Origin of the sequence: Sporosarcina sp. P25 (assembly GCF_002743235.1) — a bacterium.
Taxonomy (GTDB): Bacteria; Bacillota; Bacilli; order Bacillales_A; family Planococcaceae; genus Sporosarcina; species Sporosarcina ureae_B.
Map to the genome: position 1 here is coordinate 157,636 of NZ_PDYV01000005.1, position 26,340 is coordinate 183,975.

The window sequence follows — 26,340 nt, forward strand, 5'->3', positions numbered from 1 at the left end:
TGAAAATAGGGGGAAATAAACATGTCGAATGAATTAATGGATGATTTACGTTGGAGAGGCTTGCTATACCAACAGACGAATGAAGAAGGTCTTGAGAAGCTGCTAACAGACGAAAAGATTTCACTATACTGCGGGGTAGACCCAACAGCAGATAGTATGCACATCGGTCATATCGTACCGTTGCTGACATTGCGTCGCTTCCAGTTACACGGACACCAGCCGATTCTATTAATCGGTGGCGCGACAGGGATGATTGGAGATCCATCTGGACGCTCTGAAGAACGCCAATTACAGACGACAGAACAAGTAGACGCGAATGTTCGCGGAATCAAAAAACAATTAGAAATGATTTTTGATTTCCAAACAGAAAATGGTGCGAAACTTGTCAACAATAATGACTGGATCGGTTCCATGTCATTGATCGAATTCTTACGTGACTACGGTAAATTGCTAAGCGTCAATTACATGCTAGCAAAAGATAATGTGGCATCCCGTTTAGATCAAGGAATTTCCTTCACGGAATTCTCGTACATGTTGATGCAAGGTGCGGATTTCAATCACTTATTCGATCACCATAATTGCCGCGTGCAAATCGGTGGATCAGATCAGTGGGGAAATATCACGACAGGTCTAGAAGTCATCCGCAAAATGCATGAAGAAGAAGTACAAGCATACGGATTTACCATTCCATTAGTAACAAAAGCAGATGGCACGAAATTCGGTAAATCTGCTGGCGGCGCGGTATGGCTCGATGCAAAGAAAACATCGCCATACGAGTTCTATCAATTCTGGATCAACGCAGCCGACGCGGACGTTGTGAAATACTTGAAAATCTTCACATTCCTAAGCCGTGAAGAAATCGAAACGCTTGAAGTATCCGTACAAGAAGAGCCGCATTTACGTAAAGCGCAGAAGACGTTAGCGGAAGAAATGACGCGTCTTGTTCACGGTCAGGACTCACTGGATCAAGCGCTACGTATTTCAGCAGCGCTATTTAGTGGAGACTTAAAAGCGTTGACGGCTACTGAAATGAAAGATGCGTTTAAAGATGTACCGACTGTCGAAATGGAAAAAGTCGATCAAAACATCGTCGATTTCATTGTGCAAGCAGGTGTATCTCCATCCAAACGCCAAGCACGTGAAGACGTGACGAACGGCGCAATTTCTTTCAACGGAGAGCGTATTACAGATACAGCATTCACAGTAGGAGCAGAGCAACGTTTAGAAGACGCATTCACCATTGTGAGACGTGGGAAAAAGAAGTATAGTATGGTGAAGTTTGTTTAACTGGGAGACAGGGAATTGAAAAAAGAGTATATGCTGTACGCTATGACATTAGGGTTAATAGGCGACGCGATTAATGAAATGATCGATGCAGTTGAAGAAAAAAGTCCAGAAGGTGTCAAAGAGGCCGCTAAGCGATTTACTAGTGTGGCGACAACCATTAAAGAAGAAACACCACCCGACATTTTCGCCAGTGAGCATCAAGAATTGGTCGAAGCGTTCAAACTATGGAACGTAGCGAATAAACAAGCGACGGCGATGCGATCTGAAAATATAGTCGAAGCGGCTTCAGCCGCTTTAAATAAGCATGAAGGTTTTTTAGTTAGTATCATGGATCGGATTTATGATAAGTTACGCAATTAATAGTTGATGAAAAGGCATCTCTTTGGAGGTGTCTTTTTGCGTTGGAAATAATAATTCTCTTGGTAGAGGGGGAGGGATATGAATGACTAACGAATTATAGTAAAAGTACCTATGCGTTAAAACAGCTAGAACTGATTAACCCATAGGCACGCTACCTGATTATGTGATTATTGAATCAACATCTTTTTAATGATGCGAATGTCTGTATCGTGATCATTTACAAGGCGTTGAGTCGTGTGCAATTCATCTAATTTTTCTGTATTCCGTGAGACATGCTCGGTTAAAGCATCAATTTTCTCATCTGTGGAAATGGAGCGTGCATCAAGTTCAAAGATAGCCTGTTTCATAAATCTTTGTTCTTCCTTAATAGAAGCAACATCCGTCTTGAGTGCAGCAACATCTGTCTTGAGCGACGAGACATCCGTTTTGAGTGAAGCAACATCGGACTTTAGAGAAGAAAATTCAACTTTAATATCTTTTTTAAAGACAGTGAAATCCTGTTCCATGTTTGTCATTTTATCCACCATAAGTTCAAGAAGTTCTCGATCTGTCATATAATACCTCCTAAATTTTTTTTGTATGTGTTTTTCAATAGATGTTTAACTTAAATTTGCTTACTTTATGTTTGATGTCTATCATATCATGTTTTCAATCATTTGTATAGAACATACATTCTCAACTTGCGTATTTCTAAAATAATCATGTAAGTGATATCAATCCTGAACGTTTAAAAATACTAGACATAAAAGGATTTTCATTCTTTATGTCGAATACTGTAGTTAGAGGGAAGTGAGAAGTTTGAAAAAGTACAGAGTACATTACCACTTTGCAGGCGCTGAAAGCATTTTACGAACAGTTGAAGCGGCAGATCAAGAAGAGGCATTAGGGATCGCAACAAATTCCCGAAGCAATGATATTGTTTTTACGGATAGTAAAGGAACGTTATATTGTTTCTTTTATAGAGACGTACAATATGTTTCAGTTACGGAAGATAGAGCATAAATAGTCATTCAGAGTGTCCTTTCGAGGGGCGCTCTTTTTATTTGATTTATTTACTTATCATAATGAATTCTTGCTTCCTCATATTTAATAATAAAAACATTAAAATATAGTTGATTGCATGTTTCTAAGTGGTACAACGGACGTATCACATTGAAACGAAGGAGCGTACCAAAATGAAACGACACACCATATTATATTGGGACGGCCTATAACCAAAGAACTTAAGAAATTAAAGAATTAAAGAATAAAAGAATAAAGATAGTGTCGAGAAGCATCTCGACGACGAATATTTCGTTGGTCATTATTTGCTGAGAAAAGTTTTCGTACGTAGTATCCTTTTTGCTTCTCAGCTCTATATAGAGAGCAAAGCCAACGTGCTAATCATTTGTAACATAAAACCAAAATCTACGTCTACGTTCAAAAGGAGTGGAAAATTATGAGAAAACGAACGCTATTACTTCCCATTTTATTATTGCTGACAGCTTGCTCTTTCAACCCATCCCCGCAGAACACGATTATTGACTGGGTAGATTTTGTGAAATGGAATGATACGACGTATGAGGCGAACTATGAAATAAACAAGCTTAATAAGGACTGGGAAACTGCTGGAGAAATAGGAGAAGTAAAGTATATATTGGATGGCCATGCGGGAACGAATCATCAAACGAAAAATGGAGATGCAGCTTATTTGCAAAAAGGCACAAAGTTATTTGCGATGAAAGGATATGATCCGGCATTTCGAATTATAGCAGACGGGAAGGTATACGAAGTAACTGAATCGGATACGGCTGAAACGGTTGGAGATTTTATAGATATTAAAGGAAAAGTACAGCGGGTTATTTTACAAAGTGAGCAAGATTTATCGTTCATTGGGGAGTTTTCGGATGAGCATGCGGAGCAGCTGGTTGAAGAGTTGCTAGTAATGCCCTATGAACCAGATAGGCGTGCGACTGAAGGGAAGCGTGTGTTTTTTGGAATTGAACTAGTAGATGGGACGATGACTAGATCAGTTTATTGGTCGGAGACGGGTTATGTTCATTATGGTGGTGTGGCTTCTCAGAAGATTAAAGACATATTTGAGGTTGAGATGGATGAGAATGAATACTAAGAATTTGTTAAATAAAAAATATACAAAGCCGAAAGAAGCACCAACAAAGTAAGAGGTATTTCCATAAGAAAAAGAGCCATTCAAGGCTCTAGTGATATTCTTTAGATTTCTTTAGACACTCTTCAAAATGCAATACGATATCGTTAAAGGAAAACTCGTTTTCTTCAATGGTGTATACAATGATATTTGTATCGCTATCGTATCTCTTATTGAAAACCGGCTTTACATGGTTATTCTGGATTAAAGCCTTAGCAAGTTCAACTGCCAACCTTTTATTACCATCCAAAAAAACACCTCCTAGGTGATTATATTTGAATGAACAGGAGGATATGAAAGTCGTGCAACCGTTGAGGGACGATGGAAGCGTATAAGGAACTTGTATCGTAAAAAATTACTTGTGTACTAAATAAACTATAATAAGGTACCTGACACTGATGTAACCCCTAAAAGTTAGAGCCATTTAAGTGATTAAAAGAAGAGAATAGGATTGTAGAGAATAGTTTTCATTGCATCTTCAAGAAAATCATTCACACCCGACGCCGTCGCCATCACGATCTAAGTGGGGACCATATCCAGGATCATCAGAATATACAGGTGCAGCTCCTGCAGCTTTTGCTGCTGTACAATTCTGATAATATGATTGGCCTGTATTTGAAACAGAGTTATTAGAAGAGTAACCTGATTCGTTACTAGATAAACTTGAGACTGACGGCGAATTATTGCTTGCAATCTTATCTTTCAGAGTAAGAACTTCATCTGACAAATTCGAGTTTTTTGCCTTTAGATCAGTGATTTCCTTTTCAAACTCTTTACTTTTTGCTTCATGTTTCATTTGCTTGTCCTTTAAATCTTTTGCTGTTTTCTCTGAACTTTCCAGTTTCGTAGTTAAATTATCAACCTCTTTATTCGCACTTGTACTTTCTGCCAATAATTCTTTATTTTCTTCTTGGAGTTCTGTATACAACAAGTTTAATTCTTCATTCTCTGCAATCAAATCAATATTTTTCTGTTGAGCTTCTTCAAGATCAGCTTTAATATTTATATCTGTATAGACAGCTCCGACAATGAACAATATCAGCCCGCCAGTTAAGGCAGGGTAGAAGATCTTACCTGATAAAGTTCGTTTTCTATCTTTTATCTTTTTAAGTAAATGGTAGGCTAGATAGATTAATGAAAACATAAATATAAGCATACCTACTGCTGCAATTGCTAGCACATTATCACCTCATTAGTTTTTTTATGAGAATTAATAGCAATAAAAATAATTAATTAATTCCGACTTATTAATTATACATCAAAAGCATTAATTATTAATGGTTAATTATGAAATTTGTGTCAATATTTCCAATGGAAAGACAGGATGTATCATGATTATAGTTTTTTTCGAAAATTACTGATGTCGCATTAAAAAAGAGTGAATAGTGTTTAACTCTGAATACTCTTTAATTACTCTTTTACAAAACAGCATACTTTTTTTACTTGAAGATAGAAGAATATTGATGGAATGTTTGGAACATATTCATGCGATGCTAGCTAACTAATAGTCACTTTATTTAAAACACAAAAAACCCCGCCAACCGAGATGAATATCTCAGCTGACGGGGTTTTCTTGTTATTAACGTGAGTAATTATGAACAGGATGAAAACCCCTTGATATCAATGGCTCCACGACTGCTAAATTAGAAACCTTCCCCAGGATATTCCCCAAACGGCTACAAAAGAGCTTCTTTCAGAGCGATATTGAATGCTTTTACCGAAGCGACTTGCGGCTCTTTGAACGAGTGGTCATAAACTTGTAAGATAATTTCAGGAGTGTTAACTACTCTATCTGCAATAGTTTGGATAGGGGATGCGTTGACTAATTAAAATCGTGGTATGTGTATGATGTAATCCATGTGGTGTGATTTTCTTCAAATGTTTGAACCATAAGGAATGGATGAGGGGATGACAGAAGTGTATCTGGCAGGCGGTTTGAAGTTTCGATGTCCCGCTTGTGATAGGATTTCTACCAATACTGACGAGTGTAACAGTCGAGAAGAAAGAGAAGATGATAAAATTTGCGACTGGAAAGTATATGGGCTATTTGGTGATTTAGGAGAAGGTACTTATGTATACGTCAAGGATCAGTTAAAAGGAGGAAGAATGGTCATGCCCATAAGTTGGGGATTAAGGGGAGTTACTGCGTAGTTCAACTAGACAATACAGGGTTGAAACGAAAAAGAGAATTAACTCCTGTATTTTTCAAGCGCTTTATCTGAAATGTAGGAGAGTAGTTTGCTTATGTCATCTAACTCAAGCGCAGTCATTATTTTTGTTAAATGAGACAATGTGACTTTTTCAGTTTTATTCCCGACTAGATTGGATATCATTTCGGAGCGGATGAGGAAATGAGGAGTGGGATTGAGCAGTGGAGACCTGGGTTGTATGGGAATTGAAGATTTGACCAAATAAAAAAAGACAGAGATTTCTCCCGTCGTAGCTGACATTATTGTATCACATGGAGGAATATGGTGAATACGGAAAATCTGTCAATTGATGCAAGGTAGGTTAGAAATTGCTATAATGGTATTACCAATGAACTGTGTTGTGGTGATTTCGGAGGGTGTTGCTAAGTTACGAGAGTTGCCGGAGCATGGTGAATATAAGATTGTGATGCATCGGGGTAAAGTCAGAAGGATGCGGAGGGAAGAAGGGGAAGAGTTTTGACGAAGGATGAATGGATACAGGTATCTATTGCATTCATTGCGATAGCTAGTGTTTTTGTAGCATTGGCCAATACAATTATCATGAAAAGACAATTAAAGCATCAGCATGAACAGTGGGAATATAGTGTTAAACCTGTTTTTAGGATAATTAAAATATATCACTTAAATCATCTATATGAATGGACAATATTTTTTGAAAATACGAATGATGTTTACCACAAAATCGATAAAGTTAGTTTTAGTTCAAGTGATGTTGTAATTAGTGATAGTGCAGATTTTGGGTGGATAAAGCATATAAGCAAAGATGAAATAGAAACGTATAAGGATACAGTAGTGATATTAAGGCCCAAGACTGATGATTTTATTGTTGGTACTATAAAAATCGAAGGTGTTGATTTAATCGGGAACAGATTTGAAATTTTTTCTCCCGACGTGAAGTTTAAAAATAAGTATATAGAAAATAAAATTAGTTTAGATCATAAGTATTTCACAATAAGATAATCGTCCGCCCTGGCCAACCAGAGGACAACATTTGATTGCGGCATTGCGCTGTGTATTTGTTGTCCTGAATGGAGAATGGGGAATATAAGATTGTGACGCACCAGGGTAAAGTCAGACGGATGCGGAGGGAAGAGGGCGAAGAATTTTGAATGAGAGTATAATCGGTTTACTTGTAGCTGCAGTAACTATATTTATTACAAATATTTTTAGTTATATATTTGCGATGAAAAAGGAAGTTAGAATTCAATCAACGAATTACAAAATAGAGATTTTGGACAAAGTGTATACACCTATTTACAAGATATTAATTCAAGATGTAGTCCCTGGCGATGGTTACGAAAGTATTGATGATCATCAATTAGAAAGCATTCTTAAGATAGCAGCTGAAAATATAAACTTAGTAGATCCGAAATTAGATAATATTCTATGGAAGCTTAGAGAGGAGGTACGATACGCTGAACGAGAAACGCAATACAATGGTTTTATCTATTTGGATGAAGACCGAATGTTATTGTATCATATAGAAAGTTACTATAACAAATTAAGAAAGGCTATTGGATTACCCTATGAGAAGCACCTAAATAGAAAATTGATTCTTCTAAGTGATTTATACTATAGTACTGGTAGAAAGTTTAGACGGAAAATAAGGAAACGTTTGGGAGTTAAGTAGCTACACAGAGGGGGAAGGGTTCTGATTGACTTACTTTATTGAAGTGATTGAGAATTTCCAAGGCATCATAGGAGCAATATTTGGTGTAGTAGCAACATTAGTTACAACGAATATTTTAAATAAAAGCGGAACTGTGAAGGCTTACTTTTATGACGTGAATAAAAGATTTAGTAAACCTTCTGAATGGGGCGAGGAGGAAGAGCCTGAATGGGCAAAGGCTGAAGATTGTATAATCAGATTCGAACTCCTACTTCATAATACATCATCGATTATACAGCCATTAAAAGACGTATCTATATCAGTAGGTAACAAAAAGTGCCCTAATAATATTTACTGGAATGCTGGCGTTGTAAAGCCTTCTGACCACAGTCCGACCTTCGATGCTATCAACATTAAGCCTGGAGAGGTAAGAAAGTTCTTGTTGAATGTCCAATTTAAAAATCAACAGGAACTACACAAAGAAATCTTTGAGAATAAAATTTTTCTGGAATACACTTTACCTAACAAAATTCTTCGGAACAAAAAGAATGTCAAAATAAAAGAATAATAGTCCACCCTGGCCAACCAGAGGACAACATTTGATTGCAGCATTGCGCTGCGTCATTTGTTGTCCTCTTTTTTTATTTCAAAAAAGGAGTGAATGTGAGTGGTTATAGCATTTGAAATAGTTTTACTGGTAATCATGTTGTTTTCCGCTTTGGTGGTTGCTGGCGAAAGGGAAAATCCTAGTGCGAGAGACGCGGTACTTACAGTCTTCATAGCAAGTACTGCAGCTTTTATTGCGAGTGTGATGTTGTTATGAAAAGCATTCAGGAACAACTCATAGAAAAAGGGCTTGTACAGCCTGTTAAACAAGAAATAGAGCAAAAGGATACTAGGACAAGCAAGAAGCATAATGAGCGATTGAGCGAGTGGGAACTGGCTGAATTGATGGGAACTAATCGACAGACATACAGACGAGGACCAGGTGGAGCAATTCGCAGACGATAAAAAGGGGGAATCAGCATGACAGAAAAGCAGATTGAGCAGATTTTAAAGGACTATCATTGGATGATTAATTCGGTAAAGGTAAGGCGTGAGAATCTACAAGATGCAGGCGGAAAATTAATTGCACAATATGGCATAGAGGCGGCTATGCCGAAAGCGCAAGGTGGATCTAGTGACCCTGTTTACACAGAAGTAGTCAGACGGTCTAAACACTTCAAAACGATTGAGGGATATGAAAACAAAATCATGCTGATTCAGAAACATATTCATGTGATTCAAGACGTGCGGGAAAAGGAAGTATTGCATTGGATTTTAGAAGGGAAAGGGTACTCGTGGATTGCGAGACATATGGGATTATCACATACACATATCAAACGATTGTTTTCTTCTATCGCGAAGCAATTGGTTCAGGATGTTCAAAACGTTCAAAAGTGCATATAGTTCAGTAGTTTGCATATGGCGAAAAAAGTTTTATAGTCTGAGGGGGGAGGTTTGGAGGGGGGGTGGGTGTTGCAATCCACTAACTTTAAACCTTTAAGACCTTCCCTGTACATAGTGATTTACAAAAAGAGGAAATTCACCTTCCCTGACGAATATTATAAGTGGGAGGTGTGGAAATGGATTTATCTAAGCTAGAGAAAGAAAAGCTTGCACAAAAAGTATTGTTAGCTCCATTGGTTTCGTTGAAAGGTAAACATCAATGGCCAAGATCTACGTTTCAGAGCTATGTTTTTCCTGAAGATGATGATTTGGAAGGTCAATTCGTTAAAGATTTATTGACACTTAATACGCCAGACATGATTGAAAAATGGTATGGCGGAGAAGAAAATGCATTAACTATTTTACTGAATTTAAGAACAGAAGAAAATAAAGATTCGCAAGATGAATAAGAAGGAAAGCTAGCATCTCTTCGGAGGTGCTTTTTCTATGCATGAAAATAAAGGAAGCGTACGTTCGGATGATTGAACGGCTCCCGACTGCCCCGTACATAATGATTGATAAAAAAGAGGATATTCACCTAATTTGCCGAATATTGTCAGTGGGAGGTGATAAGTATGTTGGATAAATTAATTGCTCAAGGTGAAGATTTGAAAAGTCAGTTAAAAGCTCCGATGGGGCCAAAAATGATTTCTGGAGTTGAATTTGAAGAATGGGTATCAAAATGCGTATTGTATCTTGAAAGAAACCATCCAGAGAGTTCATTAACTGAAAAAGCCTTGATAGCTTCAAAAGGTAAGAACCTCAACAATAGCGGTGTTGTATATGAATTTTTATTAGGGACATTGAAAGCTTTTAAAGAATTCGAAGCTAGTTAATGAGAAGCATCCTTTTAGGGTGCTTTTTTCTATGCCTGAAAATATTGGAGGCGGAAGTGATGTAGAATGCCAAATTGGGAAGAGATACAGAAAGAGTGGGAAACAACAAAGATAACCCTTGCTACATTAGCTGAAAAGCATGATGTGAAGCTTGGAACACTAAAGAGCAGAAAAAGCCGAGATGCAAAAGATGGCAATCCATGGTCGAGGGGTGCTCCTAAAAAGGATGCAACCAAAACACAAAAAGTTGCAACCATTCCTAAAAGGATGCAACCGAAAAAAGAGGTATTTGAGCCTGTTGTAGAATCGGATGATCTAACCGATAAGCAACGGCTTTTTTGTATTTACTACATTAAGAGCTTTAACGCTACAATGTCTGCTATCAAGGCGGGGTATGCTACGAACAGCGCTCATGTTGAAGGTAGTCGACTGCTAAGAAATGCTAAGGTGTCTGACGAGATACGTAGGCTGAAAGGTGAAATGCAACAAGGTATCTTCATCGATGCTATGGACGTGCTCAACAAATACATCCAGATAGCTTTCGCTGACATCACTGACTATGTCATGTTCGGTAGCGTAGAACGTCAAGTCATTAACGAGGAAACAGGCAGACCTAAACTAGACGATAACTTCAAACCAATCACGTACCGCGAAAGCTATGTCGATTTAAAGAATCATGATGTAGTGGACGGTATCATCATAATGGAAGTAAAGATGGGGCGTGAGGGTGTAGCCGTCAAACTAGCTGACAAGATGAAAGCTATGGACTTCCTAGCGAAACACTTCGATATGGTGCCTGATCACTTCAAGCGTCAATTAGAAGAGGAAAAGCTAAAGATTGCTCATGCGAAGGCCTTTGGTTCAGACAATCAAGAAGAGTATGAGGATGATGGGTTCCATGAAGCCTTAGACGCTACGACTGTGGAGGTGTGGGGCGATGCTACTTCAAACTAAATCCAAGAAGAAAGCTAAACACTTCTCGTTCCTGACGAATCGTAAACAGTTCAAGAAAAAACTGACACCATTGAAATTTAAGCGATTCTCTATAAAACGAAAACATGTACTTACTTGGTGGAGAAAGGACTCTCCAGTGACAGATATGGAGGGCATCATTTGTGATAGTTCGGTGTGTGCGGGAAAAACGGTCGTCATGTCATTGTCTTATGTTATGTGGGAGATGGAAACATTTATAGATGAGAACTTGGACATGGTAGGTAAGCCGTCCGGTTCATTCCGCCGCAACGTAATTACACCTTTGAAGCGGGTGCTTAAAGCTAGAGGTTACATAGTGAATGACTATTGTTCTGGAAATATGTTCTCGATCAGCAAGAACGGTGTGACAAATTTCTTCTACGTATGATGCGTCGCATGGGATTGGGGATAAGTCTATTCTGAAGACCACCGAAAAATCCACTTCAGTCGCCGCTATGAATGAGCTTTTTACAAGTGCCAATAACGGTAAAGTGGATATTGCGTCTGATATTGGTTCACCGGCACCGACAGATGATACATTCGCTCAATTAAAAACGCATACCCAAAACTCTAAGAATAAAGACGCAGAAAATTTAACTACAAAAGGGACGCCTGCGATAGGAACGGAAACTCTTGATTCGTTAATGTCTAAAATCGCAAACGTGTATACTGGCAAAAAATATGTGGTGGGTTCAGGAAGTTATACTTCTGATGGCACGATAACTGTAACAGGATTATCGTTCAGGCCAAGATTTTTTTGATTCGCGGTAGAATTTCAAAAACGATGGAAAATGCTTATATTTTCTTAACATCCCCGAGTTTACCGCTAGTCAGAAATAAGTTTGGATTTAAGGATGAATCAGTCAACGCTGTCACACAGACTAGTTTTTATACTAGTAATTATTTGACTAGCAATGGATTCGTAATACCGTTTCCTAATGCGTTGAACTAAGGCTATGTGAATGGATATGACTGGATTGCATACGAATGAAAATGGGGTAAAAAGATGAAGATTGGCAGAAGAATTTATTATCTTTTTTTATGGCGAGGTATTAGTGGATACCGGCGAACGCAGGTTTGAGGTTTTTGAAACGACCGTGCAACAAGATATTGCAATGTGTAAAGCTTTATCGGAGCGAAACCTTGACACATTCGATGTGCCTGAATTAGAATACGCCCAAGACTTCGCAGAATCAAACGGCTATCGAGTTAATCCCGAAACGGAAACTTTAGAGTTTAGCTATTCTGACCCACGTGAACCAGAAGTTCCACCTGTTTATCAACATCCTTTGAGTGAGCAAGTTGAAGAATTGAAACAGAGAAATATTTTATTGCAAGCAAAAAATAATGCTTTATCTGAAAGAGCGGATTTCATCGAAGACTTATGTAGCCGAAATAGCAACATAATTTTATCAATGATTACCCGCTTTTTATTTTGGTTTTTATTGAAATTGGAGGGAGGTGATACTATGATGGCGATGTTTTTTGCGCAGCGTGTAATTCTTGGAAAAACTCTTTGGAATGAAGCTCCTTCCAGACTTCAAGACGGTGTTAAGGAGATTTTGGTTGATGATGAGTAATTTCCGGTTGCTTGCTTAGTAATGATCTTCATCAATAAATCACTCCTTTGTAGTATGATAATTGTAACGAGGGAGTGATATTTTTGAACAGGAAAAAAGAGCTACTTAGTTCAGCTTCGGATTTAACTACAGCTGGAGTTTTCACTGGGATTTTATCATATATAACAAAATTGCCACCTGGTATCGACAATATACTTTCTATGGCACTTCCCGCACTAGCCTGCAGTAGTAATGCGGTACTAAGACTTCAAAATGAAAAGGTTTTAAATAAAGACAAGCAAAAAGTAGAAGCCTTAGCTAGAGATTTGCAACTTGTCATGAATGAGAGAAAAATAAATGAATTAAAGCACTTTACTAGTTTAGATTTTCCGATAGAAATATATTCAGTGATTGAGGAGATTATAAAAGAGGCTGTAAATGCAAAAGGTACATGGTTAAGAAAATTAGCATCGCATATTTTAGTCACTATAGGGTCGGATGATGAACCAACGCACCTGGAAGGCAAGCGACTCTGTTTAGATTTGATTAAAGAATTAAACGAGACTGATGTAAAATTACTTTTACTTTTTCAAGCAAAATCAAGGCTCCTTTTTGACAAGTATTGTGACGAGGAAAAATTGAAGCTTGAGTTCAAAAAAGTGCTTAACGAACTATTAAATGATGAGGGCGTATATGCTCAAACAATATTGTCTAGCTCGATTAAGCTGAGTAATTTAGGACTTATTAGTAGAGATTGCGGTATGACTCCTTACGATGATGAATTTGGGAATAAGGATGCTATGATAAGAGATTTTCTTGTTCAAAACCAAAACAATGTTACAGCTCATTTTACAGTGTTTAGGAAGTATTTATATACCTTTGTGTGATGAATATTCGGAACATAATGTGCAACAACAAAGTTAGTTAAAGGGATACAAAGTTTAATATCGAATGCTAAGCTTAAAGAAAGGTGATAATATGCCCATTGAATACCAAATTGATATTCAATATACAGACGTGTCAAAAAGAGACCATTTGACGCATAGATTTGAGAATGCAGAGTTAAGAACTAAAATTTATCATTTGGTATGCTTTCAATTCAGTGAAGATTAAGTTGATATGGAGCATCTTAGGAATCATGAGGTATTATGATCTCTACTTATACCTATCGCGAACCAACGAATTATTGAACTCATTAAGAGCAAAGCAATTGGCAGTTAGTAAAATATTTTCAGCAATGACTTCCTGGGGGGATTTAAAGTGTTCCATGATCACATTAATAAACCCTCACATTTGATAGCGAGAGAGTATAATACTAACGAGAAACTGAGGCCGTTAGTTCTACAATCAGGGAGTCAGGAGGTAGTCGAGCAAGCACTAGAATCCAACTCTAAAGAATTGTATAGAAAATTAGCAAGCAGATAGTTATTGAAGAACGACCTCATGGGCGTTCTTTTATTTTGGAGAAAAAGGGTGTGGGGTGAGATATAACGCAGCGAGAAATGGAGGAAAGAAGCTTGGAAAGCATTATACAAGAACATGAAAAGCAAATTCTTGAACTTGAAAAAAGCTATGGAGAAGTTAAAAAGGAAATCACGGTTGCTAAAGAATGCTGAGATTCTTGCGCACTTAATTGAAACGAAAGACAGAAGAAAATAACTGAGTGATAAACATTCATGAATGTTTAAAATGCAATCTAATTTCTTTAAATTTGAGAGGAGGAATATAATTTTATAGAATTAATTTTTAAATTAACAATCGGTATATTAGCAATAAGAATGCACCTTAAAAGTTAGATTTGAAATCTAATTTTTAAGGTGCAGATTAAGAAAACTATTAATAATTAATCGAAAACAATTGTCTCATTAAAATCTTCGGAGTCATACGATTTATCATTTAAAATCATGCCGAGTGCAAGCTTGACTTCATTTATTTCAGAAGGGGAGAATTCTTTTCCGTCTTGAGCTAAGAATTTAATTGTACCAGTCTTTTCTACACCGCCATGAATATCTCCGGAAACATCACCTTTGGTCATGAACATATTGGCATCAACTTGTGTGTTTCCTACAATTAAACTACCTTGATCTGGGAAGAAAGAAATTTGATCATCAGTGGTGTTTAAGATAGTCATATCTATTTTGATATCCTTTTTTGTAATAACGATATCACCAATTGTAATATCTAAGCCATTAATCTTAAATTCTTTATTTACAGATACCGCTTTTTCACCTTCACTTGCCACAGGTTTTTCTGTTGAATTACCATCGCTAGTGACTGGAACTTTCTCAGTGTCGTCGCCTCCAACTATTACCCCAAGGATAATTAGTAATACAACAACTCCGATGACTCCTAAACAGCCAATTTTAAAAAACTTTTTCATCCAATTCTACTCCTTCGAATAAATTTCCTGACATAATCAAATCAGTTAGGTATTATGACATTCTATGTAAGAATAAATACGCTTATTTATACCATTATGTTACTGGACTTAATATGCCAAAATTAATTATATCATACATTTGTATCATTTTTTATTGTAATAAGAAATATCTACTTTTTAACAAAAGAACACCTATATTTGAATAGATATGCTATTTAAATATCGATTATATCAACATACGAATATTGCGCCACCTAAACTTTAATGTTGCGGCAACCTGGTATTTAAAGACTTCTAACAGTAGAACGGAAAGCGCCATAGGCAGGAACACAAGCTGACACTGAGCCTCTACGAGCGTGACTCCCTGCCAGTAAAGCTAACAATCTTTCGGGCTTTTCCTTTCAAGGCTAGCTCCGTAGTGCAAAGTTGTGAGTAAAAAGACTGTTAGGACCGTTGTAATGATACAGTGGCTCAATTTAGTGTAAATAATATCTTTTTTGCCTGCATGCACTGGCTTGAAAATCCGCAAAGGTAGCTCGATTCGTATACTAATAATCATAAGCCTCCAATCAGCCTCAAATGTATGCTTATTGAGGGGCTACATGCATGATCGAAATAAAACAAAAAAAGCCCGAAACCCTGAATTAACAAGGTTTCTAAGGCTTTTAATACCGCTGTTTGCAATGCAAACTTATTAACGAGAGTAGAATTCAACGATCAATGCTTCGTTGATTTCAGCAGCTAATTCGCCGCGCTCTGGAAGGCGTACGAATGTACCTTTTTTCGTTTCTTTATCGAAAGTTACGAAATCTGGAACGAAGTTGTTCACTTCTAGTGCTTCTTCGATAGCAGTCAAGTTTTGAGATTTCTCACGAAGAGAGATTTCAGAACCAGTTTTCACTGCGAATGAAGGGATGTCAACGCGCTTGCCGTCTACCAAGATGTGACCGTGGTTGACTAGCTGACGAGCTGCACGACGAGTGCGTGCAAGACCCATGCGGTAAACAACGTTATCTAAGCGAGTTTCAAGAAGAACCATGAAGTTTTCACCGTGAATACCTTGCATTTTACCAGCTTTGTTGAATAGTGTGCGGAATTGACGTTCGTTTACTCCGTACATAAAGCGTAGTTTTTGTTTTTCCTGTAATTGCATTCCGTATTCGGAAAGTTTTTTACGTTGGTTTGGACCGTGTTGTCCTGGTGCGTATGGACGCTTTTCAATTTCTTTACCAGTGCCTGTTAGTGAGATACCTAAACGGCGTGACAATTTCCAAGATGGACCTGTATATCGAGCCATGAGAGACTCCTCCTCTGTTGGTTTTATTTTGTTGTAAAATAAGACCAGATATGTTCAATCCATCTGCCATTCTATAATCTTGCAACTTCGCCCCTGCAGCCTCGAGGTTACGTGGTGCACCTTTAAAAAAGGAATAGACTGGACAAAACAGAACACATAACTGCTGCGAATATTTTACACAAAGCCTAGCATACCAATTTATCGGCTTTAGGTCAAGCGTTTCATTTCTAGAATGTGAATTAAAGAAATACACTTCGGTTTTAAAAAACAACATGAACTAACCACAACACGCAGCAGATGGTAGTGGAAAGCATCCACGTAGAACGGAAATCGATATTTTTTAAAAAATTAAAATAAATGAAAATGATTGCTCTTTCGTTTTGCTAACAATCGATGTACACTAGACTAAAGCGCTTTCATTACAACAAGAATAAGTTATAACTAGGAGGAATCAATATGAAGCAAAATAGCAATTGGCATAAAGAGACGGCCATGATACATGAAGGATACGACAGCAAAGATCATCAAGGAAGTCTAGCTGTGCCACTCTACCAAACCTCAACCTATGTATTTGATTCGGCTGAACAAGGAGAGCGGCGTTTTGCTGGTGAGGAAGCGGGGAATATTTATTCTCGTTTAGGAAATCCGACGGTCGCTGTGCTTGAAGAACGTATTGCCAAGATGGAAGAGGGCGCAGCAGGACTTGCATTTGCTTCCGGAATGGCCGCGGTCAGTGCGGTGCTCGTTCATTTGACAAAAGCCAATGATCATGTGATTTGTTCGCGCGGCATTTATGGGTGCACATTCGGATTCTTGAAAATATTGGAAGAGAAGTATAATATCACGCATGATTTAATCTCCATGAAAACGGAACAAGAGATTGAACAAGCTGTGAAGCCTGAGACTACATGTATATATATAGAAACGCCGATTAATCCGACGATGGAGTTGGTAGATCTCGAAGCGGTAGTTAATGTAGCCAAGCGCCATAACTTGAAAGTCGTAGTGGATAATACTTTCTGCTCTCCTTACATCCAAACACCCTTAACATTCGGTGTAGATTATGTGCTTCATAGCGCAACGAAATATATTAATGGACACGGTGATGTGATCGCAGGGTTGCTCGTTGGGAAAGATGCAGACGAGATGGCGACACTTCGTGGGACTGTGTTAAAAGATTTTGGCGGTATCATTTCACCATTCGATGCGTGGCTGTTGTTACGCGGTATTAAGACATTACCTATCCGTATGGACCGACATTCAGCCAATGCCAAGATACTTTTTGAGTATTTACAGAAGCATCCGAAAGTAGAAGAAGTATTCTATCCGTTTGATGACCAGCATCCGCAGTATGAGATTGCGAAGAAGCAGATGAAAATGGGTGGCGGTTTGATTTCCTTTACGATCAAAGGCGGAAAAGAAGAGGCGCAGAAGTTGCTGAATCATTTATCGCTCGTCAAGTTGGCGGTGAGTCTAGGCGATGCAGAGACGCTAATGCAGCACCCCGCGACGATGACACACTCCGCTGTGCCAAAAGAAGACCGCGAGAAGATGGGTGTGTCTGATGCGTTACTGCGCTTATCTGTAGGGCTAGAGCATATGGATGATATTATGGCAGACTTAGATCAAGCATTTGAAGCGATGTGAATTGAAAAAAGCGAGCGTCCCCTATTGGGGAGCTCGCTTTTTGTATAGGATAATAAATGTTACGTTTGACAACGATTATATGTGTTGATTTATATAGCATGTAGATTCTGATTGGACCTCTTTTGCCGCGGTCGTTGTTCTACTGGTTGTTTCCCTTAAGCAACGCAAACCCTACCTACTTTTGCGTCCTTGCGACCCTATAGTCGCGCCAGTGATGAATAAGTGTTCCGAATAAACATCTGCAGAACGCCATTTCTTGTTTCAGATCTGTTATCAATCCCAATCAGTAACTATACAGGGAATGTAATGATTTGTCAAGGACATTCTATACTATCGAAATCGTATAGTTTACAAACAAGTGAAGAGGGAACAAGTAAAATAGAGCCTGTTGTTGTATACAGGAAATTTTCATTGGAGGGATTAGGATGAACGTAGAAATTGTAAACGAATTTCCTCATGAGTTTTTGAGGGAGCAAGCGGAGACATGTATTTCCATTTATCAACCGACCCACCGGTATCGACCTGAAAATCAACAAGACCCGATTCGATTTAAAAACTTATTACAAACAGTACATGAAGAGTTATCCAAAAAACATTCTGCGAATGAAGTGAAGAGTCTATTGACTCCACTTGAGAAACTGGAAGGCGAGCGTCCTTTCTGGGCACATGCAGGAGATGGACTAGCTTTATTCGCAACGAAGGAACGGATCATAGCCTATCGTCTACAACGTCCTGTACCGGAATTGGCGATTGTGTCAGACAGTTTCCATATCAAACCGCTTATTCGCGTATTCCAATCTGCTGACCGTTATCATCTACTCGGCGTCAATAGACAAGAATTCAAACTTTTTGAAGGAAATCGCTATGGTGTAGAGGAAGTAGAGATCCCGGAGGAATTGGCGAAAACGAAAGATGAAGCGATTGGTGATCAAGTGACCGAGTCACATTTAGGCACAGGTAACTCGGGTGGAGCTGGATCTGCCATGATGCATGGACATGGTGGTAAAAAAGATGAAATTGACATCGATATTGAGCGTTATTTCCGATACGTAGATCGAACGGTTGCAGAGAATTACTCGAAGCCGATGGAAATTCCTTTATATTTAGTCACACTTTCGGAATATCAGACGCAGTTCAAAGAGTTAAGTCATAATCCATACTTGCAAGCCGATGGAATTAAGTCCGACTTTGATGCCATGAATCTAGAACAGTTACGTAAAATGGCTTGGGAATTAGTAGAACCCACGTATTTACAGAAAACAAAAGACTTAGTGGAGAATTTTGAAAATGCTAAGGCGAGCGACCAAGCTTCTGGAAACATCGAAGAAATTGCTGAAGCGGCAAGTGAAGACCGTATCAGACGACTTATATTGGAAGACGATTATTTGTATCCAGGTAAAATCAACCTAGACACAGGAGAAATTCAGTCGAAACACCTGGAGGAATCTGCAGTAGATGATGTGTTGGATGACTTAGCAGAAATCGTCTTTAAAACCGGAGGCGAAGTAGTCGTTCTTCCGAAAGAACGGATGCCTGTTGAAACGGGTGCAGCTGCGATCTTTAGATGGTAAATAAAAGCCGGCCAAGACAAATCTCTTGGCCGGCTTTCATTGTCATTTTTCTTGCTCGAGTACTTCTTTAGCTGCCGTCAACGCCGTTTGTACACGTGGAAATCCAACGTATGGAATGAGTTGCATCATGCTCTCCACGATTTCCGTTTTAGTTAAACCGATCGTTACTGCACGCTGTACATGCGTTTTTATTTGTGTAGTCGCTCCTTGAGTAACAAGTGAAGCGAGAGTCACCAATTGTCTTTGTTTACTGTCGAGCCCTGGTCGCGAATAAATTTCACCATACGCGAACTCGACTATGTATTTCCGTAAATCGGGTGCCAACTCTTTTAATGCATCCGCTGTCATCATGCGTTCGGCTTCTTCTTCACTTACATACTCTTTAATTTTCTCTAAACCTGCTTCAATACGTTGTGTGGACAATGAAATACCCCCCCTGTTTTCGCTTTAATATAAAGAAAGTATAGCATATTCCGACTATTATTTTATTTCTAGTCTAGAAATTATGTAATATCTATCAGTTTAAAACAAGACAATGGTTCGAAGGTCGTGAAATTCAGCATTATTGTTTAAGGATCGCTAAGAATAGGTATAGATGAATAGAGCAGAAAACAAATATAACGGAGGTAATGATAAATGGATAAGTTTTTCCTAGAGAACGCAGTACAAGCCAAAAAGAAGATTGAAGAATTGGTAACACAGGGCTACACGCATGATGAAATTTATGTTTTCGCACATAGTGAAGATCGTGAAGACAAAATTTCAGACGCATTGGATTCAGAACAAGTAGGTATGGCAGAGATGGGCTTCCTCGAAACGATGAAGAACATGTTCACATCTCGTGGCGATACGTTACGCGCACAGATGCAAGCGATTGGCCTTTCAAAAGCAGAAGCCGAAGAAGGCGAAAGCGAACTAGACAAAGGTAGACTATTACTAGTCGCTAAAAAATAAGACGGTATATAAACCGGTCAAAGGAATCTATTCCTTTGACCGGTTTTGTTTTTGTATACATAAAGAGTAAAAAGTGTAACTCCCGAGCCGTTTCTCTGTCACGTACTTTTTTCATTAGCTATTGCCTCGTAATAAGCATCTACAGGAATGAATAACCCTACTTTACCATGCGTTTCCTCATCTAATGTAGCAAACACAATGCCGATTACTTTGCCTTCTTCATTAATAACAGGACTTCCGCTATTTCCTCTATAGACAGGCGCTTGAATCATCACGACAGGTATATCCCAATCAGCCAGCTGTGTGTAGTCGATCGTATGACCTTTATTCGCTATTCCTGAAAAACTCAAAGGATTTCCGATAAACGTAATCGGCTCATGATCATAAAAAGTCGTTTCTTTCGCTAAAGTTAAGTGGGGAAGATTCGTTCCGTTCACTTCAAGTACCGCAAGATCGATGTCTGGAAACACGTGTGTGACATTTGCGGTAAATCGTTCGCCTTCAGGGAAAGAGACGATCATCGATTCATTTCCTTCAACTACATGATAATTCGTTAGAATGGTACCTTGTTCATTAATGGAAAAACCTGTACCTTTCGTATTTTCTGTAGCTACGACAACTACCGCTTCTTTATACTCTGCTATTTGTGAATCTGAAGATAACTCTGACGAAGCTTTTAAAAACTCCAATGCTGGAATGGAGTATATCTGAAAAACAATGGCGAACGTACTGAGTGCTAAAGTAGTGGCCATGATCCAAAACATCCACTTAGGGAAAGGACGATAGGTGCGTCGGACATTTTTTTCAGCTGCTGCTTTCTCTAACGCTTCCCGTTGTGCTTCGAGTACGAGATCTTGCAGCTCATCGTCGTCCAAGTCTTCTTGATACGGATCTTTGCTATCCACTATGCCCACCTCTTTCTCGTACATAGTTTATCAGATAATGAATGCAAATGAAGCGAACGGAGTTTGAGTGATGAGAAGGCATTGACAAGACTTGGATAATCAGAAAGTATAGTGACTTAAATGAAGATGGCCTGTTATCCATTGTATAATTGAATAGTTCGCAAAATTTGTAAGAAAAGAACATGGAAATACGAAAATTCTTCTTGAAATTTCCTAGGATGTGATAAAAAGTTCGTTGTTTTTTAAAAAAGATGTGAATAGAAGACGAAAATGCTTTAAACATGTTACGATATACTATAATATCTAAAGTAGTCACTTTATGCGCGAAGTGTGGGATAGGGGGATCATAGTGAGATGATATACGTCATCATTCCATTAGTTATCATCATTGTTTTAACAGTGATGGCATTTCTGTCTAGGCGAAAGCATATACAAGAAATCAGTGAAATGGAACAAGAAAAATTACAAATTCAAAACGAGCCAATATTCGAAGAAATGACGAAAGTAAAGCAGTTGAACATGACCGGCGAAACAGAAGAAATGTTCGAGAGATGGCGCAATAATTGGACAGAAGTAGTAGACGATCGCCTTCATAATGTAGATATGCTTTTACTGGATGCTGAAGGGCAAGTGGATCGTTTCCGTTTTAAGAAAGCAACGGAAACAGAAAAACAGATCCGCGAAATCCTGAACGAATGTGAAAAAGAGATGCGAATGATCTTGCAGGAACTAAACGAACTGATCGGCAGTGAAGAAAGAAATCGGTTCGAAATAGAAACGGTAAAAGAACACCACCGTGCCGCGCGCAAAAAGATCTTAGCTCATCAGTACGCATTTGGACCGGCAGTGGAGCCTTTGGAGAAAGAGTGGGAATCCTTCAATCCAAGATTTGAAGAATACGACGCACTGATCGACAATGGAAACTACTTACAAGCGCGTGAAATTGTTATTGTACTAGGAGCAAAAGAAGAGCGCTTTTCGTTTTTACTGGACGAGATTCCTGCGTTACTTAATGAGTTGCAGACGAAGATACCTGCGGCTTTGCGAGAATTGCGTAAAGGAATTATCGAAATGGAAGGTCAGGAGTATTATTTAGGACACCTGAAAATGCCTTCACGTTTCGATAAAATCGAACAGCAAATTGCGGATCTTCGACAGTTATTAGCACGCTTGGACGTTGAAGAAGTGGCAGCGGAAGTGAATGAAATTCATGACGAAATCGAGTCATTCTATGATGTATTGGAAGAGGAAGTAAGTTCCCGTCATTACGTAGATGAGCATTTGGATGAAATGTTGGATCTGTTTGAAGAACTTCAATATGCGATTCCAGATACGATCGAAGAAGTGAAATTCGTTCAACAAAGTTACCGTCTCGACGAAAATGAAGTCATTATTCCACAAATGGCATTGCAAAAGTTGAATGCATTGGCGAAACGAATTGAAATATTCATCGAACGTCAAGATGCGAAAAACTTGGCGTACTCAGCTCAACAAATTGAGTTGCAAGAGCTAGTGGAAGAGTTGGATGCCATCTCTGATGCACATTCCAAGTTCAGTAACCGTATTAAGAACTTGCGAATCGACGAAAATCTAGTACGTTCCCGCATTGTGACGCTTGCACAGCAACTTCAAATTGCGGATCGTAATTTACACCGTGCCAATATCCCGGGAATTCCCGATGATATGGAAGTGCAGCTTGAAGAAGCGGATGAGCAAATATTCATTGTGAAACAAGGTTTGGAAGAAGTGCCACTTAATATGGCGTTGGTTGAATCATATGTTCAAAAAGCAGATACAGTGGTCACTGATGTTTGTGCGAAAGCTGCAGATTTGATTGAAAATGCATTGCTTGTAGAACGAATCATCCAATATGGTAACCGTTACCGTGCGTCCCATCCGGAAGTTCACGCTAAATTGTTGAAAGCTGAAGAGTCCTTCATGCAATGTCGCTACTTGAGAGCATTGGAAGAAGCAGGTACTGCGGTGGAAGAAGTGGAACCAGGCGCCTTGAAAAAAATTCAAAGTATGATTCAAGTTAAAGTATAATTATATTCCGACAAAGCCACCGGTTTTCCGGTGGCTTTGTTTCGCTCATTCATATAGAAAGGAGACGAAAATTTATGTATTTTGATCATAGCGCCACAACGAAGCCAGATGAAAGAGTTCTTCGCACCTTTATGGATGCTTCCGAATCGTATTTTGCCAATCCTGCATCGCTACATGCGGAAGGAAAACGGACAGAAAAATTATTAGAACGTGCGCGAACTCAATTGCTTGAAACGATCGGACTTGGATTGACAGAAGGAGTTTTCACTTCAGGTGGAACAGAATCCAATAATCTTGCCATACTAGGTTATGTGTACGCGAACCAGCATAAAGGTCGTCATCTTCTCACGACACGTATAGAACATCCTTCTGTATTAAATGTTTTCCGAGAACTGGAAAAACAGAACTTCATCGTGGATTATTTAGCTGTAGATGAAGAAGGAAGAATTTCATTGGACGAACTCCAAGCGAAGTTGCAAAAAGATACGATTTTAGTTAGTATCATGCATGTTAACAATGAAATAGGTACGATTCAGCCGATTGAGGAATGTGCGAAAATCATCCATTCTTCTTCCCGGGCCGTGTTTCATTCCGATTGTGTGCAAAGCTTTGGGAAACTATCGCTTACTGATTTTGCAGATGGTCCTGATCTTGTTTCATTATCGGCCCATAAAATATATGGAATAAAGAATAGTGGATTTTTAGCGTATCGTCACACAATACGACTGCAACCAATAGTCTTTGGTGGTGGGCAAGAACATAAATTGCGCAGTGGAACTGTATCGGTACCGCATGCGGCGGCACTTGCGAAAGCAGCGCGTTTACTTGTAGAAGAAGTAGATATGGAGCAATTTCGACAGTGGCGGAATGAACTGGTTGAGTTTTTCTCAGAACTAGATGAATGCAAAGTATTGGCACCAAACGCGAGTGCGCCCTATATACTATCCGTTGCATTTGCACGAATAACGGGGGAGATTGCGATTAATTTCTTACAGCAGCAGGGAATGATCGTCTCGACTTCAAGTGCTTGTTCATCAAAGAATTCAGATGTAAGTCATGTCATTGAAGCGATTCATATACCTCAAGAGTTTCAAAAAGGCGTCATTAGAATTAGCTTAGGTAAACATCAAACAAATGAAGAAATTGAACAATTGAAAGTAGCAGTTCGCCAATTAGTCGAGCTGATTAGAAAAGGAGTGGGGAAATGAACTGGAATACCATTTTAATTCGCTATGGTGAAATGTCGCTTAAAGGGAAGAATAAGAGCAAATTTATACGTAAACTAAAAGCGAATATAAAAGCCGCTTTGTCCGATTTGGGAACGGTTACGATGCGTGCAGAACGTGATCGGATGTTCATTTATGCAGAAAAACCAGAAGAACTGGATCGTGCAGTGGAAATATTGCCGTCGATTTTCGGCATTCAATCATTCAGTCCCATTGTAATTTGCGAACCTACATTGGAAGTGATTAAAGAAACATCATTAAAAGTTCTGGGGAAAACAGAAACGGCTGGCAAGACATTTAAAGTAGATGTTAAACGTGCAGACAAACGTTTCCCGCTCAATACAGGAGAATTGCAACAGGAATTAGGTGGTCATGTATTAAGAACGTTCCCTGATTTGATCGTTCAAATGAAGAAACCTGAAATTTTATTGTATGTAGAGATCCAGCATGAAGCGGCTTATATCTCTTCCCACACATATAAAGGCGCGGGTGGCATGCCCGTTGGCTCGAATGGTCACTCATTGCTGTTATTGTCGGGAGGAATCGACAGTCCAGTGGCAGGCTATATGATGATGAAACGTGGTGTGTCATTTGATGCGATTCACTTTGCTAGTCCGCCGTTCACGAGCGATTTAGCGAAAGAAAAAGTGGAAGACATCGTCAGACAACTAACAAAATTCGGTGCAGTCATTCGTTTGCACGTTATTCCGTTTACGGAGTTGCAACAAGCGATTGTCAAACAAGTCCCAAGCAATTTGTCGATGACGACTACAAGACGAATAATGATGAAAGTAGCTGAACAAGTGCGAAAGGATACGAATTCACTTGGTTTGATCACAGGTGACAGCCTAGGGCAAGTAGCGAGCCAGACGCTCGAGAGTTTGACGGCTATTAACGAAGTCACGAATACGCCCATCTTGCGTCCGCTCATCGCAATGGATAAATTAGAAATCATCCAGATTGCTGAAAAAATTGGCACATACGATATTTCCATCCGTCCATATGATGATTGCTGTACCGTATTTACGCCGCCGAGCAATAAAACGAAGCCGCAAGTTGAAAAAGTGGCGTATTACGAAAGCTTCCAGGAGTTCGATGACATGGTTGCAGAAGTCGCCAGCCAGCGTGTAACGACGATTCCGAGCAAGCAAACAGAAGAAGACTTCGAAGACTTGTTGTAAAGAAAAAATTACCTATCATCTTCCTTGCATGATATTTTGAAAAGTGACCATTCTAATGTCACAAGGAGGTGAACGACATGCCAAACAGCAACAACAACAACTCAAACCAATTGTTAGTTCCGGGAGCACAACAAGCTCTTAACCAAATGAAAGAAGAAATTGCTTCTGAATTTGGAGTACAACTTGGACCAGATGCTTCATCGCGTGCCAACGGATCCGTCGGCGGAGAAATTACAAAGCGATTAGTGCGTCAGGCTCAGTCACAAATGAACGGTTATACGAAGTAAAACGTAAGACATGGGATGCCTCAGAAGCGATAGTGCTTCTTGGGGCATCTTTTTTGGATTGATTTTAAGTGTAAGGGGTGAGTTCAAGTGCTAAATGGAATAGGGTAGGTAAGGCAATGGTTGGTACGATGGGATTGAAGCTCCAGCTGGGGACGCTTTCCGGAGGGCGTGGCTTGAGTCTCCTCGTCCGCTACGCTTCCTGCGGGGTCTCAAGGCTCACGCTGATCCTCCCGGAGTCGCCCCAGCCATAGGCGTCAACTTAAGAAAAAATATAGGGTTATACTTCCTTCTTTGTTGGTATTTATAGAGTAAAACCAATAAAGGAGGAGTCTACTATGAAGCCGCATCATCCAGTTTATCAATTAAAACAGTTATTTCA

General features: G+C 39.1%; 32 protein-coding genes. 25 read left to right on the forward strand and 7 right to left on the reverse strand.

Annotated elements, in window-relative coordinates:
- The first annotated feature begins 21 nt into the window (after positions 1–21).
- Both tyrS and CSV70_RS06810 read left to right on the forward strand, forming a co-directional pair.
- Entirely contained in the window at positions 22–1,287 is a 1,266-nt protein-coding gene (gene tyrS / locus CSV70_RS06805) for a tyrosine--tRNA ligase (RefSeq protein ID WP_099627915.1), read from the forward strand.
- Positions 1,288–1,302: 15 nt separating this feature from the next.
- Positions 1,303–1,647, forward strand: coding sequence for a hypothetical protein (locus CSV70_RS06810; protein WP_099627916.1), 345 nt, complete (start codon positions 1,303–1,305; stop codon positions 1,645–1,647).
- Between the two features lie 167 nt (positions 1,648–1,814).
- Here the strand turns inward: CSV70_RS06810 and CSV70_RS06815 are convergent, their stop codons facing one another.
- Entirely contained in the window at positions 1,815–2,201 is a 387-nt protein-coding gene (locus CSV70_RS06815) for a hypothetical protein (protein WP_099628763.1), read from the reverse strand.
- Between the two features lie 244 nt (positions 2,202–2,445).
- Here CSV70_RS06815 and CSV70_RS06820 point away from each other — a divergent pair, with 244 nt between their 5' ends.
- Together CSV70_RS06820 and CSV70_RS06825 are read left to right on the forward strand one after the other, a co-directional pair.
- Complete coding sequence (locus CSV70_RS06820) at positions 2,446–2,649, forward strand: hypothetical protein (protein ID WP_099627918.1); 204 nt, start codon at positions 2,446–2,448, stop codon at positions 2,647–2,649.
- Between the two features lie 436 nt (positions 2,650–3,085).
- The gene (locus tag CSV70_RS06825) at positions 3,086–3,757 is read left to right on the forward strand and encodes a hypothetical protein (RefSeq protein ID WP_099628764.1); all 672 of its coding nucleotides are present in this window, start codon (positions 3,086–3,088) and stop codon (positions 3,755–3,757) included.
- An 88-nt stretch (positions 3,758–3,845) separates the two neighbouring features.
- On the opposite strand, the gene CSV70_RS06830 is transcribed toward CSV70_RS06825, so the two are convergent.
- Both CSV70_RS06830 and CSV70_RS16560 read right to left on the reverse strand, forming a co-directional pair.
- Positions 3,846–4,043, reverse strand: a complete 198-nt coding sequence (locus CSV70_RS06830; protein WP_085131245.1) for a hypothetical protein — start codon at positions 4,041–4,043, stop codon at positions 3,846–3,848.
- Between the two features lie 237 nt (positions 4,044–4,280).
- Positions 4,281–4,973 carry an excalibur calcium-binding domain-containing protein gene (locus CSV70_RS16560; RefSeq protein ID WP_199171596.1) on the reverse strand — a complete coding sequence of 231 codons (693 nt, stop codon included), beginning with the start codon at positions 4,971–4,973 and terminating at the stop codon, positions 4,281–4,283.
- A 1,358-nt stretch (positions 4,974–6,331) separates the two neighbouring features.
- Between CSV70_RS16560 and CSV70_RS16440 the strand changes: the two genes are divergently transcribed.
- The 14 genes from CSV70_RS16440 (at position 6,332) to CSV70_RS06900 (ending at position 13,354) form a co-directional block, all read left to right on the forward strand.
- Entirely contained in the window at positions 6,332–6,463 is a 132-nt protein-coding gene (locus CSV70_RS16440) for an XtrA/YqaO family protein (RefSeq protein WP_369822341.1), read from the forward strand.
- Positions 6,460–6,963: a hypothetical protein gene (locus CSV70_RS06845; RefSeq protein ID WP_099628766.1), complete on the forward strand. Its 504-nt coding sequence runs from the start codon at positions 6,460–6,462 to the stop codon at positions 6,961–6,963. Before CSV70_RS16440 ends, CSV70_RS06845 begins: the two co-directional genes overlap by 4 nt.
- A 145-nt stretch (positions 6,964–7,108) precedes the next feature.
- Positions 7,109–7,633, forward strand: coding sequence for a hypothetical protein (locus CSV70_RS06850; RefSeq protein ID WP_099628767.1), 525 nt, complete (start codon positions 7,109–7,111; stop codon positions 7,631–7,633).
- 25 nt (positions 7,634–7,658) lie between these two features.
- Entirely contained in the window at positions 7,659–8,180 is a 522-nt protein-coding gene (locus tag CSV70_RS06855; protein ID WP_099628768.1) for a hypothetical protein, read from the forward strand.
- A 99-nt stretch (positions 8,181–8,279) separates the two neighbouring features.
- Complete coding sequence (locus tag CSV70_RS16445) at positions 8,280–8,435, forward strand: hypothetical protein (protein WP_158232415.1); 156 nt, start codon at positions 8,280–8,282, stop codon at positions 8,433–8,435.
- Entirely contained in the window at positions 8,432–8,623 is a 192-nt protein-coding gene (locus tag CSV70_RS06860; RefSeq protein ID WP_143560414.1) for a hypothetical protein, read from the forward strand. The genes CSV70_RS16445 and CSV70_RS06860 overlap by 4 nt, the downstream gene beginning before the upstream one ends.
- Before the next feature lie 15 nt (positions 8,624–8,638).
- Entirely contained in the window at positions 8,639–9,061 is a 423-nt protein-coding gene (locus CSV70_RS06865; protein ID WP_099628769.1) for a helix-turn-helix transcriptional regulator, read from the forward strand.
- 176 nt (positions 9,062–9,237) lie between these two features.
- Positions 9,238–9,510: a hypothetical protein gene (locus tag CSV70_RS06870; protein ID WP_099628770.1), complete on the forward strand. Its 273-nt coding sequence runs from the start codon at positions 9,238–9,240 to the stop codon at positions 9,508–9,510.
- A gap of 165 nt (positions 9,511–9,675) precedes the next feature.
- A complete protein-coding gene (locus tag CSV70_RS06875; protein ID WP_099628771.1) occupies positions 9,676–9,936 on the forward strand; it encodes a hypothetical protein in 261 nt (86 codons plus the stop codon).
- Between the two features lie 66 nt (positions 9,937–10,002).
- Positions 10,003–10,890, forward strand: a complete 888-nt coding sequence (locus CSV70_RS06880) for a terminase small subunit (RefSeq protein WP_099628772.1) — start codon at positions 10,003–10,005, stop codon at positions 10,888–10,890.
- Complete coding sequence (locus CSV70_RS06885; RefSeq protein ID WP_099628773.1) at positions 10,874–11,296, forward strand: hypothetical protein; 423 nt, start codon at positions 10,874–10,876, stop codon at positions 11,294–11,296. The genes CSV70_RS06880 and CSV70_RS06885 overlap by 17 nt, the downstream gene beginning before the upstream one ends.
- Positions 11,297–11,363: 67 nt before the next feature.
- On the forward strand, positions 11,364–11,669 hold the full coding sequence (locus CSV70_RS06890) for a hypothetical protein (protein ID WP_099628774.1): 306 nt from the start codon (positions 11,364–11,366) through the stop codon (positions 11,667–11,669).
- Between the two features lie 252 nt (positions 11,670–11,921).
- Entirely contained in the window at positions 11,922–12,488 is a 567-nt protein-coding gene (locus tag CSV70_RS16880) for a hypothetical protein (protein ID WP_369822340.1), read from the forward strand.
- 83 nt (positions 12,489–12,571) lie between these two features.
- Complete coding sequence (locus tag CSV70_RS06900; RefSeq protein ID WP_099628775.1) at positions 12,572–13,354, forward strand: hypothetical protein; 783 nt, start codon at positions 12,572–12,574, stop codon at positions 13,352–13,354.
- Positions 13,355–14,310: 956 nt separating this feature from the next.
- Here the strand turns inward: CSV70_RS06900 and CSV70_RS06905 are convergent.
- Both CSV70_RS06905 and rpsD read right to left on the reverse strand, forming a co-directional pair.
- A complete protein-coding gene (locus CSV70_RS06905; protein ID WP_099628776.1) occupies positions 14,311–14,847 on the reverse strand; it encodes a hypothetical protein in 537 nt (178 codons plus the stop codon).
- 694 nt (positions 14,848–15,541) lie between these two features.
- On the reverse strand, positions 15,542–16,144 hold the full coding sequence (rpsD, locus tag CSV70_RS06910; RefSeq protein WP_085131238.1) for a 30S ribosomal protein S4: 603 nt from the start codon (positions 16,142–16,144) through the stop codon (positions 15,542–15,544).
- A gap of 456 nt (positions 16,145–16,600) precedes the next feature.
- On the opposite strand from rpsD, the gene megL reads away from it, so the two are divergent.
- Both megL and CSV70_RS06920 read left to right on the forward strand, forming a co-directional pair.
- Positions 16,601–17,791 carry a methionine gamma-lyase gene (gene megL / locus CSV70_RS06915; protein ID WP_099628777.1) on the forward strand — a complete coding sequence of 397 codons (1,191 nt, stop codon included), beginning with the start codon at positions 16,601–16,603 and terminating at the stop codon, positions 17,789–17,791.
- A gap of 425 nt (positions 17,792–18,216) precedes the next feature.
- The gene (locus tag CSV70_RS06920) at positions 18,217–19,362 is read left to right on the forward strand and encodes a baeRF3 domain-containing protein (protein ID WP_099628778.1); all 1,146 of its coding nucleotides are present in this window, start codon (positions 18,217–18,219) and stop codon (positions 19,360–19,362) included.
- 42 nt (positions 19,363–19,404) lie between these two features.
- On the opposite strand, the gene CSV70_RS06925 is transcribed toward CSV70_RS06920, so the two are convergent.
- On the reverse strand, positions 19,405–19,785 hold the full coding sequence (locus CSV70_RS06925; protein ID WP_199093153.1) for a carboxymuconolactone decarboxylase family protein: 381 nt from the start codon (positions 19,783–19,785) through the stop codon (positions 19,405–19,407).
- A 213-nt stretch (positions 19,786–19,998) separates the two neighbouring features.
- Between CSV70_RS06925 and CSV70_RS06930 the strand changes: the two genes are divergently transcribed.
- Complete coding sequence (locus CSV70_RS06930) at positions 19,999–20,316, forward strand: YflT domain-containing protein (protein ID WP_085131234.1); 318 nt, start codon at positions 19,999–20,001, stop codon at positions 20,314–20,316.
- 98 nt (positions 20,317–20,414) lie between these two features.
- Here CSV70_RS06930 and CSV70_RS06935 read toward each other — a convergent pair whose 3' ends face one another.
- Positions 20,415–21,221 (reverse strand): S1C family serine protease, encoded by an 807-nt coding sequence (locus tag CSV70_RS06935; RefSeq protein WP_099628779.1) that lies wholly within the window; start codon positions 21,219–21,221, stop codon positions 20,415–20,417.
- 354 nt (positions 21,222–21,575) lie between these two features.
- Between CSV70_RS06935 and ezrA the strand changes: the two genes are divergently transcribed.
- From ezrA to CSV70_RS06955, 4 genes are all read left to right on the forward strand, one after another.
- Positions 21,576–23,267, forward strand: coding sequence for a septation ring formation regulator EzrA (gene ezrA / locus CSV70_RS06940; RefSeq protein WP_085131232.1), 1,692 nt, complete (start codon positions 21,576–21,578; stop codon positions 23,265–23,267).
- A 74-nt stretch (positions 23,268–23,341) separates the two neighbouring features.
- Positions 23,342–24,475 (forward strand): cysteine desulfurase family protein, encoded by a 1,134-nt coding sequence (locus tag CSV70_RS06945; protein ID WP_099628780.1) that lies wholly within the window; start codon positions 23,342–23,344, stop codon positions 24,473–24,475.
- Complete coding sequence (gene thiI, locus CSV70_RS06950) at positions 24,472–25,674, forward strand: tRNA uracil 4-sulfurtransferase ThiI (protein WP_099628781.1); 1,203 nt, start codon at positions 24,472–24,474, stop codon at positions 25,672–25,674. Before CSV70_RS06945 ends, thiI begins: the two co-directional genes overlap by 4 nt.
- 77 nt (positions 25,675–25,751) lie before the next feature.
- Entirely contained in the window at positions 25,752–25,961 is a 210-nt protein-coding gene (locus CSV70_RS06955; protein ID WP_085131229.1) for an alpha/beta-type small acid-soluble spore protein, read from the forward strand.
- The last annotated feature ends 379 nt before the right edge of the window (positions 25,962–26,340 follow it).